Here is a 14,988-nt window from a genome sequence, read left to right on the forward strand (position 1 = left end):
GATATGCTGCCGCCAAGGCGGACCGGAGGAACTGGCAGGACATGCACTACGACTATTGCGTCATCGGCGGCGGCATCGTCGGCCTGGCAACGGCGATGCGGCTTCTGCAGCGGCATCCGGGCGCGAGCCTGCTCCTCCTCGAGAAGGAGGACGATCTCGGCCGGCACCAGACCGGCCACAACAGCGGCGTGATCCATGCCGGCATCTATTATCCGCCCGGCAGCCTGAAGGCCGAGCTCTGCCGCAAGGGCGCGCAGGCGACGAAGGAGTTCTGCGGCGCGCACGGCATCCCTTTCGAGGTCTGCGGCAAGCTGCTGGTCGCGACCAGCCCGCTGGAAGTCAAGCGGATGGAAGCGCTGTTCGAGCGCTCGAAATCGAATGCGATCGAGGTCCGACAAATCAGCCAGGGCGAATTGCGCGAGCGCGAACCGAGCATCACCGGGCTCGGCGCCCTGCTCGTGCCCTCGACCGGCATCGTCGGCTACGGCGAGGTCTGCCGCGCGATGGGGCGCGTCATTGCCGCGCTGGGCGGCGAGTTGCGCCTCGGCACGCGCGTCACCGCCATTTCCGAGGCTGTCGACGGCGTCACCATCGCCTCGGAGGGATCAAGCTGGCAGGCGCGAAAGCTCGTCGTCTGCGCCGGCCTCCAGTCGGACCGGCTGGCGGTGTTGGCCGGCCTGCCCATCGACCACCGCATCGTCCCGTTCCGCGGCGAATACTACCGGCTGCCGGCCGAGAAGAACGGCATCGTCCGCCATCTGATCTACCCGATCCCCGACCCCGACCTGCCCTTCCTCGGAATCCACCTGACGCGGATGATCGACGGCAGCGTCACCGTCGGCCCGAACGCCGTCATCGGCTTTGCCCGCGAAGGCTACCCGCGCCTGTCGCTCGCCCCGCGAGACGTCGCCGACTACGCATCCTTTCCGGGCTTCTGGAGGACGGTGCTGAAAAACCGGAAATCGGCCCTGACGGAGCTGCGCAACTCGCTGTGGAAGCGCGGATACCTGGAGGAATGCCGAAAATACTGCCCGAGCCTTTCGCTCTCCGACCTGCTCCCCCATGCGGCCGGCATCCGCGCGCAGGCCGTCAGGCGCGACGGCACACTGGTGCACGACTTCCTGTTTGCCGGCACGGACCGCATGCTGCACGTCTGCAACGCCCCCTCGCCGGCCGCGACCTCCGCCATCCCGATCGCCGACATGATCGTCGACCGGCTGTCGGCGTGATCGCCCGTCTTAAAGCGCGTCGCGATCCTTCGGATTCGCTTTTGGCGCTTCAGGCCGTTGTTTTAACGCATGTCTTTATCCCGAAACCGGCTCCCACTTTCGGGAGACATGCTCTAGTCCGGCAGGCTGAAGGCGACGATCTGGTCGCTCACCTTCGGCGTCAGGATCGAGTTTCCGCCGGCCGCCCAGACCACATACTGCTTGCCCTTGTATTCGTAGACCGCCGGCAGGGCGACGGCAGGTGCGTCCACCAGGGCCTTCCAGAGCACCTTTCCGGTCTTGATATCGAGCGCCCGGACGCGCGAATCCATCGAGGCGCCGATGAAGACCAGTCCGCTGGCGGTGACGACGGGTCCGCCGATGGTGATAGAGCCCCAGGATTCGGGCATGTAGAAGCCGAAGCGCTGCACTTGACCGAAGGGAACGTCCCAAAGTTGGGCGCCCGTCTTCAGGTCATAGGCCGCGATCGAGCCGTAGGGCGGCTTCCAGCAGGGCATGCCGAGCGGATTGAGGAACGTCAGGAGCTGGATGCCGTAGGGCGCGCCGCTCATCGGAAAGAAGCCACCGGTTTCCGAGCCCGCCTTTGCCGCGGCGTCGTAGTTCGACCGCGGAATCAGCTTGTAGATCTGGACGGCGCTCGAATAGTTCACAACGAAGATGCCGCTTCTCGGATCCACCGCCCCGCCGCCCCATTCGACGCCGCCGATCGTGCCGGGATAGACGAGCGAGCCTTCCAGGCTCGGCGGCGTGAACCGCCCCTCGTCGCGCAGGCTCGCAGCCGTCCGGCTGCAATAGCCGAAGCTGACCGCATCCGCGAGCGTGGAGACGCCCGGCCAGGTATCCGCGACCACCGCTCCGGGCAGCGCGACATAGGGTTGGGTCGGAGCGGCCTTCTCGCCGGGGATGGTCGAGGCCGGCACCGGGCGCTCCTCGATCGGATAGACCGGCTCTCCCGTCTCCCGGTTGAGCACGTAGAGGAAGCCCTGCTTGGAGGTCTGCACCAGCGCCGGAATGGTCAGCCCGTCCTTCTGGATGTCGACGAGCGTCGGCGCGGAATTCGTGTCGAGGTCCCAGAGGTCGTGATGGACGAGCTGTCGGGTCCAGACCACCTCGCCCGTCTCCGCCCTCAGCGCCGTCACGGAGGTTGCGAGCGGAACCGGCTCCAGCCGGTTGCCGCCGAAGAAATTCGGGCTCGGCGAACTGACCGGCAGGTAGAGCAGCCCCCGCTCGGTATCGACCGACATGCTCGCCCAGACGTTTCCGGTGCCGCTCTGCGCCGCCGCGGCAGGATCCAGCGCATGGAACGTCCAGCGCAAGGCACCGGTGCGGGCGTCGAGCGCAAAGACGGTGCCGGGCGGCGCCTGCGCCTCGGCCCAGTCCTTGCCCGCCCAGCCGACGAACAGAAGGTCGCCATAGACGGTCGGCGGCTGAAGGATCGACAACGGCCACTTGGCGTTCTCGACGTTCCACTGGTCGACATCGACGATGCCGTCGTTGCCGAAGTCGGCGCAGGCCTTGCCGGTGTCGGCGTCGACCGCATGCAGCTTGGCGTCCATGGTGCCGATGTAGACGCGCTTCTGGCACGGCTGGTCGGCGACCGGCAGCGCCGCCTGCCAGTAGGCGACGCCGCGGTTCTTCAGGTCGGGCTGCGTCAGCGCCTCCAGCACCGCCTTGCTCTCATAGGTCCATTTCACCCGGCCCGTATCCGGCTCGAGCGCGAAGATGCGGTAGAACGGCGTGCCGAGGTAGAGCGTCTCGTTGACGAAGAGCGGCGTGGCCGACCACACCGTAGGCGGCGTGCCGGCGCTGGCGCTGGCACTCTCCGGCCGGATGTGAAACCCGCCGGGCGGCGGCCCGCCGGAAGAGACGTCGCCGGTGTGGACTTCCCAGGCGACCTTGAGGTGGCCGACGTTCTCCGGCGTGATCTGCGCCAAGGGCGAATATTTCTGCGCCCCCAGATCGCCGTTGAAGGTGGGCCAGGTCGCTTCCTGCGCTTGTGCCGCGCCCCCGGCGCAGGCGACAAGAGCGGCCGACAGGACGATCAGGCGTAGAAGCGGTCTCATGCGCACCACCGGATTGGAATCTCTGGATTTCATGCGGAATAGGAATGTCTGCGCATTGCGAACATCGCCAGCCAGCCGATCATGCAGACCGCCATCGCGATCAGGAGCGGCAGGGTGTCGAGGAGATAGGCGGCAAAGCCGGTGCCGAGCACGCCGACGAGGCAGCCTGCGATGAGGAACGCCCGCAGCGCCCGCCCGCCTGTCCCGGCTGCCAGCACGAGCGCGGCAAGCAGGATAATGGCCGAAGAGGCGACGACCAGAAGGGCGCCGGCCGTGCCCGTGACGCTGCTGTCCGGCTCCAGCAGGTTCATCGGCATGATGTAGTTGTAGAGCGAGATCGCGAGCCCCACCGCAGATCCGATCGCGATCAGTCCGGCACCCGCACGCCTCATAAGCTTCCCCCAAAGCCCGATGATGTATGGGGAAACTACCATACTCCCCGCTGGCGGGCCACCCCTTCACCGTGTATCCCTTTGGCGGGGCAATCGCGCCGCGAAGGTCGACCGGCCGGAGCGGGGGCGCAATGCAGCGCAGGCAGAGATTGACCGCGCCGGACGGCCTCAGCAGAATGGTTCGCAACCCCTTTCACCAAGGACCGGCAGCTCATCATGACCGATCCCGACACCATGGACCCGGTCGGCGACGCCCTCCGCAAGGAGCGGCCGGGTATTGCCGGCCTTGTCCGCAAGGAACGCACCCTGCCGGTCGCGGTGCTGACGATGCTGGCCTTCGTCGCCTATGGCGACCGCCTCTCCTCCGGCCTGGGCAATCCGGTCCTGCTGGCCGTGCTCTTCGCCTGGCTCTTCGGCGTCATCCTGATGGCCGCGCTCTCGGTCGTGCGGCATGCCGACGAACTGGCCGAACGCCTGGGCGAGCCCTATGGCACGCTCATCCTGACGCTGACGATCACGGCTATAGAAGTCGTCGCCATCTCCGCCGTCATGTTCCACGGCGACAACAATCCGACCCTTGTGCGCGACACGCTCTTTGCCGTCGTCATGATCATCCTCAACGGCATGGTCGGCCTGTCGCTGCTCCTGGGCGCCTGGCGCCGCCCGCAACAGCGCCACAACCTGCAAGGCGCCAACGCCTATCTCGGCCTGATCGTGCCGCTGGCGACGTTGAGCCTGATCCTGCCGGAGTACGAGCCGACGCCGTCCGGACCGGCGATCTCCAGCGCGCATGAGGCCATCCTCATCTTCATGTCGATCGGCCTCTATGCCGTCTTCCTCATGCTGCAGACGGGCCGGCACAAGCTCTTCTTCACCAATCATCACCCGTCGCACGCGACCACACACACCCCGGCCCCCACGCCGGAGCACCGGCCCTCCGGGCAGCCGCTGATCCTGCATGCCGCGCTGCTGTTCGCCTACATGGTGCCGGTCGTCTATCTGGTTGATCACCTGGCAAGGCCGATCGACTACGTCGTCGAGACCCTGCGCGCGCCCATGGCGCTCGGCGGCGTCGTCATGGCCGTCCTCGTCGCCACGCCCGAATCCATCAGCGCCGTGCGCGCAGCGATCGCCGACCACCTGCAACGCTCGGTCAACATCTTCCTGGGCTCGGTACTGTCCACGATCGGACTCACGATCCCTGCCATGCTGGCGATCAGCCACCTCAGCGGTCATTCCATCGTCCTCGGCCTCGGCCGGACGGAAACGATCCTGCTGGTGCTCACCCTCGCCGTCAGCATGATCACTTTCGCCAGCGGACGGACCAACGTGATGCAGGGCTTCGTGCACCTGATGCTCTTCTTCACCTATCTGCTCTTGATCGTGGAGGGATGACCGGGTGATGAGCGCATTGCCGCACCTGATCCTCCCGCGGAGACCCGAAAATTGTCCATCGAAGTCCTGATCGAACGTTATGGTGCGCTGGCCGTGTTTCTCGGCGCGGGGATAGAGGGCGAGACGGCGGTCGTCCTCGGCGGCGTCCTGGCGCATCGTGCGCTGTTGCCGTTCTGGTCGGTGGCGGCGGCCGCCACGCTCGGATCCTTCCTCGCCGACCAGATGTTCTTCTTCGCCGGCCGCCACATGCGCTCCAACCGGTTCGTCGGCAGGATGCTGGCAAAGCCCGCCGTAGCCTCCGTCCAGCACCTGCTGGAACGCCATCCGACCGGCTTCGTCTTCGCCTTCCGCTTCATCTACGGCCTGCGCACGATCAGCCCGATCGCGATCGGCGCAACACAGATCCCGACGGCGAAGTTCGTGCTTCTGAATGCCGTTGCGGCAGCCGTCTGGGGACCGCTGTTCACCGCCATCGGCTATTTCTTCGGCGAGGGTGTCGAGCAACTGTTCGGCCGGCTCCCGCTGCCGCACCATCTGATTGCCGCGGCCATCGTCCCCTGCGTCCTGCTGCTGGTTCTCGGCCTCGTCTTCCGCAAGCGCCTTGCCAGGCTGTACCATGGGCTCGCCGGCAGGCGGGCCTGACCAGGAGCCCCGTCAGGTTGTCATCGTCAGGCGGTCATCGCGCGGAAATGCGCCAGCATCCGCTCCGAACTCGGCTCCAGCCCGGTGAAGAGCCGAAACGCCCCGACCGCCTGGAACACCGCCATGCCGCCGCCGTCGAGCGTCCGGCAGCCCCGCTGCCGCGCCTCCTTCAACAGCGCGGTCTCCAGCGGAAAATAGACGATTTCCGCGACCCAGTGGCGCGCCTCGAGCGTGGAGGCCTTCAGCGGCAGGCCGGGATATTTCGCCATGCCGGTCGGCGTGGCGTGCACCAGTCCGCCGGCAGCCTTCATCGCCGCTTCGAGGTCGGTGCCGGCCTCGATCGTGGCCTCGGGAAAAAGGGTCGCCATGCCAAGGGCGAGCTCGTCGGCCCGCTCCTGCTCGCGATCGAACACGACAAGCGAACGCGCGCCCATGGAGAGGATGGCATAGGCGGTCGCGACACCCGCGCCGCCTGCGCCCAGTTGAACGACCGCGCCGAGGCCGGCGTTCGGCAGACCGCGGCGGAAGCTCTCCGCAAAGCCCCACCAGTCGGTGTTGTGGCCGTAGCGTCGCCCGTTCTTCAGCACGACGGTATTGACGGCGCGCAGGTCCCGCGCCTCGCCCGAAAGCTCGTCGAGATAGGGGATCACCGCCTGCTTGCAGGGATGGGTTATGTTGAGGCCACCGAGCCCACGGTCCTCGGCATCGGTCAGAAGCTGCGGCAGGTCGTCGGCCGAGGCGCCGATCTCGTTCAGATCGATCAGCTCGTATTCATAGGCGAGCCCCTGCGCGGAGCCTTCCCGCATGTGCATCGCCGGCGTCAACGACGCCTGGATACCGGCGCCTATCAGGCCGGCCCTGATCGGTTTCAGCAGTGTTTCGGCCATCTGTGTGCCTTCATCGCAAGAAAAGAGCCGGCCCGCGGTCCGCCTACGGGCCGGCAGCGGCCTCAGTTGCCGCGAACGGTTTCCAGTTCCTTGAACAGCGCTGCGACGGTTTCAGGACCGATCTCGGCGCTGAACTTGTCGATCAGCGGCTTCACCGCATCGCGCAGTTTCTGCGTCTCCTCCGGCGAAAGCTCGTCGACTTGCATGCCCGTCGCCTTGATGTCGGCGATGGCCTTGGCGTCGAACTCGCGCGAGACCTTGCGCTGGTAGTCGCGCGCCTCGTCCGCGGCAGCCTGGAACACAGCCTTCTCCTCGTCGTTGAGGCCGTCCCAGAATTTTTTGCTGACCAGGACGATCTGCGGATTGTACTGATGCCGCGTCACCGTCATGTACTTCTGTACTTCGTAGAACTTGGCATTGATGATGTTGGCGGCCGGGTTCTCCTGGCCGTCCACCGTTCCGGTTTCGAGAGCGGTATAGAGTTCGGTGTAGGGCAGCGGCACGGCATTGGCGCCGAGCGCGTTGAACAGCTCGATCGGGATCGGCGACTGGATCGTGCGGATCTTCAGGCCCTGGATGTCCTCCAGCTTCGTCACCGCATGCCGGTTGTTGGTCAGGTTGCGGAAGCCGAGCTCCCAGTAGCCGAGCCCGACCAGTCCGGTATCGGGCAGAAGCTCCAGCAGGCTCGTGCCGAAGGCACCGTCCATGACCTTGTCGGCCTCCTCGCCGCTGCCGAACAGGAACGGCAGGTCGACCGCGCCGAACTGCTTGACGTTGCTGGCCAGGATGCCGGCGTTGAGCACCGTCATCTCGATCACCCCGCCCTGCAGGGCCGACACGGTCTGCACGTCGCCGCCGAGCACGCCGCCCGGGAACAGCTTGACCTCGATCTTGCCACCGCTCTTCTCGGCGATCAGTTCGGCGAACTTCTCCATGCCGGTGACCTGCGGGTGACCCTTGTTGTTGGCCGAGGCGAACTTCAGCTGGTGTTCGCGGATTTCGGCCACAGCCGGCGAACCGGCCAGGATCGCGATGGGCAAGGCAACGCCGAGCGCAACTTTCATCAACCTATTGAACATGCTTTCCTCCCAAGTATGGCCCAGCGCCCCGCTGGTGCCCGTTGAATGTCCGCTCGAAGACGGACGCGACCAGTCCCTAGCGCCCGAACCAGGCAGCCGGCACGGTCACCAGCTGCGGGAACAGGACAAGCAGGAAAAGGACGATGAGTTCGGCGATCAGGAACGGCATGACGCCCTTCATCAGCTGTTCCATCTTCAGCTTCGACACGCCGCAGATGACGTTGAGCACCGTGCCCACCGGCGGCGTGATCAACCCGATCGAATTGTTGATGATGAAGAGAACGCCGAAGTAGACCGGGTCTATGCCCGCCTGCTTGATGATCGGCATCAGCACCGGTGTCATGATCAGAATGGTCGGCGTCATGTCCATGGCGGTACCGACGGCAACCACCAGGACCATGATGGCAAACAAGAGCAGCGTCTGGTTGCCCATCAGCGGTTCGAGCAATCGGGCCAGTTCGCCGGGCACGTCGGCGACCGTGATCAGCCAGGCCGACACCGCGGCGCAGGCGACCAGGAACATCACGACGGATGTGATCCTGGCAGCCGACACGAAGACCTCGAACAGCTTTGAAGGCGGCAGTTCGCGGTAGATCACCATCGACACGAACAGCGAGTAGACGGCGGCCACGACGCCCGCTTCGGTCGGCGTGAACACGCCGAATTTCAGCCCGACGATGATGATGAGCGGCAGAAGCAGCGCCCAGATACTTTCGACGAAGGCCTTCCAGCGGACCGCGCCACTCTGCCGCGGCGGCAGTTGGAACTGCTCCTTGCGCGACACGATCAGCCAGGTGACGCAGAGCGACGCCGCGATCAAGAGCCCAGGAAAGATGCCGGCGAGGAAGAGCTTGGTGATCGAGACGCCACCGACGACACCATAGAGGATGAAGCCGATCGACGGCGGAATGATCGGCGCGATGATCGAGGCCGAAGCAATCAGGCCGCCGGCTCGTGCCGGGTCGTGGCCGGACTTCATCATCATCGGCAGCAACAGCGCGCCGAGGGCCGCCGCGTCCGCCACGGCCGAACCCGAAAGGCTCGCCATGACGCAGGCGGCGAAGATCGCGACGAACCCGAGTCCGCCGCGGATATGACCGACCATGACCATCGCCAGGTTGACGATGCGCCGCGACAGGCCGCCGACATTCATCACCTCGCCGGCCAGCATGAAGAACGGGACGGCCATCAGCGGGAAGCTGTCCGCGCCGTTCAGCACGTTCTGCGCGACGATCTGCGCGTCGAACAGGCCGAGATACATCATCAGCGCAACACCGCTGATGATCAGGGCGAAGGCGATCGGAACGCCGAGCGCCATGGGTCCGAGAAGGGCACCGAGAAAGATCGTAACCGTCATCGCGCCGCCCTCAGTGCTTCATCGCGGGATTGGAGAGTTCGGGCGTCGCATGGGCGACATGCCCCGCCTCGTCCTCGCTCTCCTGGACCAGTCCGCCGGACTGGACGTCCAGCCGCCCGGTGAGGATCGCAAACATGTCCCAGAGCACGATCAGCGCGGCCGGGATGCCGAACGCGAGGCCCGCACCGTAGAAGAGGCCCATGGAGATGCCGGTAGCGGGCGCGGAGACGTGCCAGTTGATCAGCGTCTGCGTCCAGCTGCCGCTGATCATCAGCCATGTGGCCCACAGCACCAGCGCCTGCCCGGTGAGCGCCGCAAGCCGTGCGCCCGCCGGCGGCAGCCGGGCAAGCAGCGCATCCATGCCGAGATGGGCATGCTCGCGCATCGCGACGACGGCGCCCAGGAAGGTCAACCACACGAAGCACATGCGCGAGAGTTCTTCGGAGAAGGTGATGCCGGTGTTGAAGGCGTAGCGCAGCACGACATTGCCGAAGACGAGGATGACCATCGTCAGCAGCAGAAGCGCGATCGCCGCCTTCAACAGGAAAAAGCAGAAATCGATTATCTTGGTCATAGCCCCTCCCCAGGCGTATCGCGTTTCGTGACTGTCACGGCACTGCGGCCGGGACGATCCCGAGAATGCACCCGCGCTGGTCACTCCTCCAAGCTTTCATGCGCTTCGTCAAAAATGTACGAACTAGTTAGGAAGTCAAGCGGCAAGTCTTGAAACGAAGCGCGTCGCCCAATAGAAATTGGGGAAGGATCGGGAGGAGAGTCTCGTCCGGCGGAATGGAAGGGCGAAAATGCCTTCCCGAACGACACTTTGGGAGACGAAGACGAAATGGCTCCGCGATCCGAGAACGGCAGGAAGAACGATCCGCAACGCACGCGCGAGGACATCCTGATCGTCGCCACCGAGGAGTTCGCGACCCATGGGCTGGCGGGAGCGCGGGTCGACGCCATCGCCGAGCGCACCCGCACCTCCAAGCGCATGATCTACTATTATTTCGGCAGCAAGGAGGGCCTGTACCTTTCCGTGCTCGAGCGCTCCTACCGCAAGATCCGCACGCTCGAGGCAGATCTGCGGCTGTCGAATCTCGAGCCGGAGGAAGCGCTCAGGACGCTGATCTCCACCACTTTCGAGCACGACGAGGCGAACCCGGACTTCGTCCGGCTCGTCAGCATCGAAAACATCCACCACGCAGCCCACATGCTGCGGTCCGAGGCGATCCGCGACCTCAACGTCTCCGTCATCGAGACGATCGCCGGGATCCTCGAACGCGGCCATGCCAGCGGCGCCTTTCGCCGCAAGGCCGATCCGATCGACGTGCACATGCTGATCAGCGCCTTCTGCTTCTTCCGCGTTTCCAACCGCTACACGTTCGGCACGATCTTCCGGCGCGACCTCTCCGACAAGGAAACGATGACGCGCCACAAGGGAATGATCGCCGACGCGGTGATCAGCTATCTGAGGGATCCGGCCGGCTGATCGCCGGGACCCCGCCTTTTCTACTCGCTCTGCCTGAAATTGCGGATCCGGTCGAACAGGACGGCCAGGATCGTCGCCCCGCCGATGAAGGTTCCCTGCCAGAAGGCGTTGATGCCGAGAAGGCCGAGGCTGTTGCGGATAATCTCGATCAGCGCCGCCCCGACCAGCGCGCCGAGCGCCGTTCCCACCCCGCCGGCGAGGTTGGCACCGCCGATGACCGCCGCGGCGATCACCTGCAGTTCCATCCCCGCGCCGATATTGGTGGTGACCGCGCCGAGCCAGCCGGTCTGGATGATGCCGGCGATCCCCGCCGACAGCGCCGAGATCATGTAGACCACGACCTTGATCCGCTTGACCGGCACGCCGGTCAGCGTGGCGGCGTGCTCGTTGCCGCCGATGGCGAAGAGGTAGCGCCCGAAGCGCGTCCAGCGCAGCACGAAGCCGGTCAGGAGCGCGAGCACGATCATGTAGAGCACCGGGTTGGCGATGCCGAACAGCCACGCGCCGCCGCCAAGCGCGAGCAGCTTGTCATGGTCGGGTCCGAACTGGAACACGACCGTATTGTTCGACGCGACCATCGCCAGGCTGCGCGCCACCGAGAGCATCCCGAGCGTGACGACGAAGGGCGGAAAGCCGAGATAGGCGATCAGTGCGCCGTTGAAGGCCCCGATCGCGAGCGCTGTTGCAATCGACGCCGCTATGCCGACCTCGATGCTGTAGCCCGCATTCATCACCACGGCCAGGATCATGCTGCACAGGCACAGCACCGAGCCGACCGAGAGGTCGATGCCCCCGGTGATGATCACCAGCGTCATGCCGAGCGCGATGATGGCGACGAAGGTGACGTTGCGGGTGATGTTGTAGAGGTTCTTCGACGTGGCGAACGCATCGGTCGCAAACGACAGGAAGATGCAGGCGAGGATGACGGCGACCAGCACCCAGAAGGTCTGGTGCCCGAGGATGGACGCCCATACCGTCTTCTGCTTCTGCTCGATGGTCTGGTCTAGGGTAACAGCCATCCGCGACCTCGTTTCCTTGCACTGGTTCCTGCTCCGGGCAAGCGGTTCATTATACCATCTCGATGGCGCCGGTGATCAGCCCGGTCACCTCTTCCGGCGAACTGCGGGCGATCGGCTTGTCCGCGACCTTCCGCCCCCGCCGCATCACCACGACCCGATCGGCGACCGAAAAGACGTCGGGCATCCGGTGGCTGATCAGGATGACCGCGATGCCCCGGTCGCGCAGGTGCCGGATGTGGTTCAGCACCTCCGCCACCTGGCGCACCGATATCGCCGCGGTCGGCTCATCCATCAGCACGATCCGGGCCTTCGACAGCATGGTCCGCGCGATCGCCACCGCCTGGCGCTGCCCGCCGGACATCTGCCGGACCAGATCGCGCGGCCGTGTTTCGGATTTCAGCTCGCGGAACAGCGCCCCTGCATGCTGATACATCGAGCGATAGTCGAGAATGCTCACGGGACCGAAGCCTCGGCGCAGCTCGCGGCCGAGGAACACGTTCGCCGCCGCCGTCAGGTTGTCGCAGAGCGCCAGGTCCTGGTGGACGATCTCGATGCCATGCCGGCGCGCATCCAGCGGCTTGTGCAGCACGATCTCCTGCCCCGCCAGCGCGATTGCGCCGCTGCTCGGCCGGAAATTGCCGGCGATCATCTTCACCAGCGTCGACTTGCCGGCGCCGTTGTCGCCCATTAGTCCGAGCACCTCGCCCGCGTCGAGCGAAAACGACACGTCGTTGACGGCCTGGATGGCCCCGAAATGCTTGGAGATGTTGGTGAGCTCGAGTGCGGCCACCAGCGGACTTCCTCCCGGAAACTGTGGTTCGCCGGCCGGCCGGGCTACGCGTCCGGACTTGCCTGGCGATCTCGCTTCCTGCGTTCCTCCCCGGAAGCGATCGGCATATTTACGCAAACGCTTGCAAAACCGTCAATGACGTACGTCGCGCAACAGCGTCGCGCGCGGCAATTATTAAATTATTATAAGTATGACAAATACGTGTTGACGCCCGGAGCCAGCGGATATTAGCTGTAGCTGGAGGGAGAGCATGCTGATCCTTGTGACTGGACCCACGGGCAAGGTCGGGCAGCATTTCATCGCGGACCTGCTCGACGCGCCGCGTTTTGCCGAAGCGCGTATCCGCGCGCTCTGCCATAGCCAGCAGCGACCACTCCAACTGGATGGACAACAGCAAGGCGAAGGCCCTGCTGGACTGGCTGCTACTGGACTGGCGCCCGCGATACGACCTCGAAATGCTCATTGACTCGGCCTGGCGATACGAGCGCTCGAAGACCGACCCTCGCATCCTCTGGTACCCGGGTTGATCGCCTGGCGGGCACGTCAGACCCGCCTAGTTCAACGGGAGGAAAACAGATGAGGAAAGCATTGTTGCTTGCAGTCGCGGCGCTGGCCCTTGCGGCCAGTCAGGCCGGGGCACAGGAAAAGAAGCAGTTGGTGATCGTGGTGAAGGGGCTCGACAACCCGTTCTTCGAGGCGATCAACCAGGGTTGCCAGAAGTGGAACAGCGAAAACGCCAGCTCCGAATACGAGTGCTTCTACACTGGTCCGGCCTCGACTTCGGACGAGGCAGGCGAAGCGCAGATCGTCCAGGACATGCTCGGCAAGGCGAGCACCGTCGCCATCGCGATCTCGCCGTCGAACGCGAAGCTGATCGCCCAGACGATCAAGACCGCCAATCCGACGGTCCCCGTCATGACGCTCGACGCCGATCTCGCCGCCGAGGACTCCGCTTTGCGCAAGACCTATCTCGGCACCGACAACTACCTCATGGGCTTCCGCATCGGCGAATACATCAAGAAGGGCAAGCCGGACGGCGGCGAGATCTGCACGATCGAGGGCAATCCAGGGGCCGACAACATCCTGCGCCGGGCCCAGGGCATGCGCGACGCGCTGACCGGCCAGAAGGGACTGACGGAGCTCAAGGGCGAAGGCGGGTGGACGGAGGTCGCCGGTTGCCCGGTCTTCACCAATGACGATGGCGCCAAGGGCGTTCAGGCGATGACCGACATCCTCGCCGCCAACCCCGATCTTGACGCCTTCGGCATCATGGGCGGCTGGCCGCTGTTCGGCGCCCCGCAGCCCTACCGCGACCTGTTCAAGCCCCTGGCTGACAAGATCGCAGCCAACGAGTTCGTCATCGGCGCCGCCGACACGATCGGCGAGGAAGTGGCGATCGCCAAGGAAGGCCTCGTCACCGCACTGGTCGGCCAGCGGCCGTTCGAGATGGGCTACAAGGCCCCGTCGGTGATGATCGACCTGATCGAGGGCAAGGCGGTGGAGGACCCGGTCTTCACCGGCCTCGACGAATGCACCAAGGACACCGCAGATACCTGCATCCAGAAATAGCGACCCTTCGGGGCGTCGTGCTTGCGACGCCCCGATCTTCCGGCTTGCCCTCGACGCGTTTATGCTCTCCTGTGGCGGCGGGCGCGGAGGCAGTGCTGCGCGAGGAGACGTCCGGTTCCGGCAACCGGCGCATGAAGCGGGAGAGATTTGATGGCAAAGCGGGTCATGTTTACCGGGGGAAGCGGCAAGGCGGGACGGCATGTCGTCCGCTACCTCGTCGACCAGGGCTACCAGGTCCTCAACCTCGATACCCGGCCGCTCGACAACCCGAGCGTGCGCACCCTGATCACCGACATCACCGACAGCGGCCAGGTCTTCAATGCGCTGTCGAGCTACATGGGCCTGCACGAATTCGACCCCTCGCTGCGGCCGCAGCCCGTCGATGCCGTCGTTCATTTCGCAGCGATCCCGCGCATCATGATCACGCCCGACAGCGAGCTGTTCCGCATCAACGCGCTCGGCACCTACAACGTCATCGAGGCGGCGGTGAAGCTCGGCATCCGCAAAGTCGTGATCGCCTCCAGCGAAACGACCTACGGCCTTGTCTTCGCCAACGAACCGCGCGACCCCGCCTACTTCCCCCTGGACGAGGACTACGACGTCGACCCGATGGACAGCTACGCGCTGTCCAAGGTCGTCAACGAGAAGACGGCGCGCGCCTTCGCGCTCAGGAGCGGCATCGACATCTACGCGCTGCGGATCGGCAACGTGATCGAGCCGCACGAATACGAGCTGTTTCCGAAATGGTTCGCCGATCCCGGCTTCCGCAAGCGCATTGCCTGGAGCTATGTCGATGCGCGCGATCTCGGGCAGATCACCGCCCGCGCGATCGAGACCAACGGTCTGGGCTACCAGGTCTTCAACGCCGTCAACGACGAGACCTCCTCCGACCTGCCGACGCGCGAGCTTCTCGACCGCTTCTATCCCGGCGTGCCGCTCAAACGCGAGCTCGGCGAGTTCGAGACGCTCCTGTCCAACAAAAAGGCGAGGGACATGCTGGGCTTCCGCCCCGAGCACAGCTGGCGGAACTACGTGACCTAGGCAGCGCGCCGCAGCCGCCGCCAAGGCAGACGGCGA

The 14,988-nt window shown here is 65.2% G+C and carries 14 protein-coding genes and 2 pseudogenes; 8 read left to right on the plus strand and 8 right to left on the minus strand.

Annotation, left to right across the window (positions count from 1 at the left end; translation table 11 throughout):
* Positions 1-41 precede the first annotated feature (41 nt).
* Positions 42-1,229: an L-2-hydroxyglutarate oxidase gene (gene lhgO, locus GGQ64_RS01945; RefSeq protein ID WP_183798295.1), complete on the plus strand. Its 1,188-nt coding sequence runs from the start codon at positions 42-44 to the stop codon at positions 1,227-1,229.
* A gap of 113 nt (positions 1,230-1,342) precedes the next feature.
* Here the strand turns inward: lhgO and GGQ64_RS01950 are convergent, their stop codons facing one another.
* Both GGQ64_RS01950 and GGQ64_RS01955 read right to left on the minus strand, forming a co-directional pair.
* Entirely contained in the window at positions 1,343-3,292 is a 1,950-nt protein-coding gene (locus GGQ64_RS01950) for a pyrroloquinoline quinone-dependent dehydrogenase (protein WP_246422234.1), read from the minus strand.
* Between the two features lie 29 nt (positions 3,293-3,321).
* On the minus strand, positions 3,322-3,684 hold the full coding sequence (locus tag GGQ64_RS01955) for a hypothetical protein (protein ID WP_183798299.1): 363 nt from the start codon (positions 3,682-3,684) through the stop codon (positions 3,322-3,324).
* A 234-nt stretch (positions 3,685-3,918) separates the two neighbouring features.
* Between GGQ64_RS01955 and GGQ64_RS01960 the strand changes: the two genes are divergently transcribed.
* A complete protein-coding gene (locus tag GGQ64_RS01960; protein ID WP_183799112.1) occupies positions 3,919-5,079 on the plus strand; it encodes a calcium:cation antiporter in 1,161 nt (386 codons plus the stop codon).
* 51 nt (positions 5,080-5,130) lie between these two features.
* Positions 5,131-5,721: a DedA family protein gene (locus tag GGQ64_RS01965; RefSeq protein WP_183798301.1), complete on the plus strand. Its 591-nt coding sequence runs from the start codon at positions 5,131-5,133 to the stop codon at positions 5,719-5,721.
* Positions 5,722-5,747: 26 nt separating this feature from the next.
* Here the strand turns inward: GGQ64_RS01965 and GGQ64_RS01970 are convergent, their stop codons facing one another.
* From GGQ64_RS01970 to GGQ64_RS01985, 4 genes are all read right to left on the minus strand, one after another.
* Positions 5,748-6,608 (minus strand): shikimate dehydrogenase, encoded by an 861-nt coding sequence (locus tag GGQ64_RS01970; RefSeq protein WP_183798303.1) that lies wholly within the window; start codon positions 6,606-6,608, stop codon positions 5,748-5,750.
* Positions 6,609-6,670: 62 nt separating this feature from the next.
* Positions 6,671-7,687 carry a TRAP transporter substrate-binding protein gene (locus tag GGQ64_RS01975; RefSeq protein ID WP_183798305.1) on the minus strand — a complete coding sequence of 339 codons (1,017 nt, stop codon included), beginning with the start codon at positions 7,685-7,687 and terminating at the stop codon, positions 6,671-6,673.
* A gap of 76 nt (positions 7,688-7,763) precedes the next feature.
* On the minus strand, positions 7,764-9,044 hold the full coding sequence (locus GGQ64_RS01980) for a TRAP transporter large permease subunit (protein WP_183798307.1): 1,281 nt from the start codon (positions 9,042-9,044) through the stop codon (positions 7,764-7,766).
* Positions 9,045-9,054: 10 nt separating this feature from the next.
* Positions 9,055-9,618 carry a TRAP transporter small permease gene (locus GGQ64_RS01985; RefSeq protein WP_183798309.1) on the minus strand — a complete coding sequence of 188 codons (564 nt, stop codon included), beginning with the start codon at positions 9,616-9,618 and terminating at the stop codon, positions 9,055-9,057.
* A gap of 267 nt (positions 9,619-9,885) precedes the next feature.
* On the opposite strand from GGQ64_RS01985, the gene GGQ64_RS01990 reads away from it, so the two are divergent.
* Positions 9,886-10,533, plus strand: a complete 648-nt coding sequence (locus tag GGQ64_RS01990; RefSeq protein WP_183798311.1) for a TetR/AcrR family transcriptional regulator — start codon at positions 9,886-9,888, stop codon at positions 10,531-10,533.
* Between the two features lie 20 nt (positions 10,534-10,553).
* Here GGQ64_RS01990 and GGQ64_RS01995 read toward each other — a convergent pair whose 3' ends face one another.
* Both GGQ64_RS01995 and GGQ64_RS02000 read right to left on the minus strand, forming a co-directional pair.
* On the minus strand, positions 10,554-11,552 hold the full coding sequence (locus tag GGQ64_RS01995) for an ABC transporter permease (protein ID WP_183798313.1): 999 nt from the start codon (positions 11,550-11,552) through the stop codon (positions 10,554-10,556).
* 49 nt (positions 11,553-11,601) lie between these two features.
* Positions 11,602-12,345, minus strand: a complete 744-nt coding sequence (locus tag GGQ64_RS02000; RefSeq protein WP_246422281.1) for an ATP-binding cassette domain-containing protein — start codon at positions 12,343-12,345, stop codon at positions 11,602-11,604.
* A 247-nt stretch (positions 12,346-12,592) separates the two neighbouring features.
* Here GGQ64_RS02000 and GGQ64_RS28280 point away from each other — a divergent pair.
* The 4 genes and pseudogenes from GGQ64_RS28280 to GGQ64_RS02015 all read left to right on the plus strand — a co-directional run.
* Positions 12,593-12,706, plus strand: a pseudogene (locus GGQ64_RS28280) (NAD-dependent epimerase/dehydratase family protein); the annotation flags it as partial.
* Positions 12,699-12,869, plus strand: a pseudogene (locus GGQ64_RS02005) (NAD-dependent epimerase/dehydratase family protein); the annotation flags it as partial. The pseudogenes GGQ64_RS28280 and GGQ64_RS02005, both read left to right, overlap by 8 nt.
* A gap of 49 nt (positions 12,870-12,918) precedes the next feature.
* The gene (locus tag GGQ64_RS02010) at positions 12,919-13,911 is read left to right on the plus strand and encodes a substrate-binding domain-containing protein (RefSeq protein ID WP_183798317.1); all 993 of its coding nucleotides are present in this window, start codon (positions 12,919-12,921) and stop codon (positions 13,909-13,911) included.
* A 150-nt stretch (positions 13,912-14,061) separates the two neighbouring features.
* Positions 14,062-14,952, plus strand: coding sequence for an NAD-dependent epimerase/dehydratase family protein (locus GGQ64_RS02015; RefSeq protein WP_183798319.1), 891 nt, complete (start codon positions 14,062-14,064; stop codon positions 14,950-14,952).
* Positions 14,953-14,988: the final 36 nt, after the last annotated feature.

The organism is Mycoplana azooxidifex, assembly GCF_014196765.1.
GTDB lineage: Bacteria > Pseudomonadota > Alphaproteobacteria > Rhizobiales > Rhizobiaceae > Mycoplana > Mycoplana azooxidifex.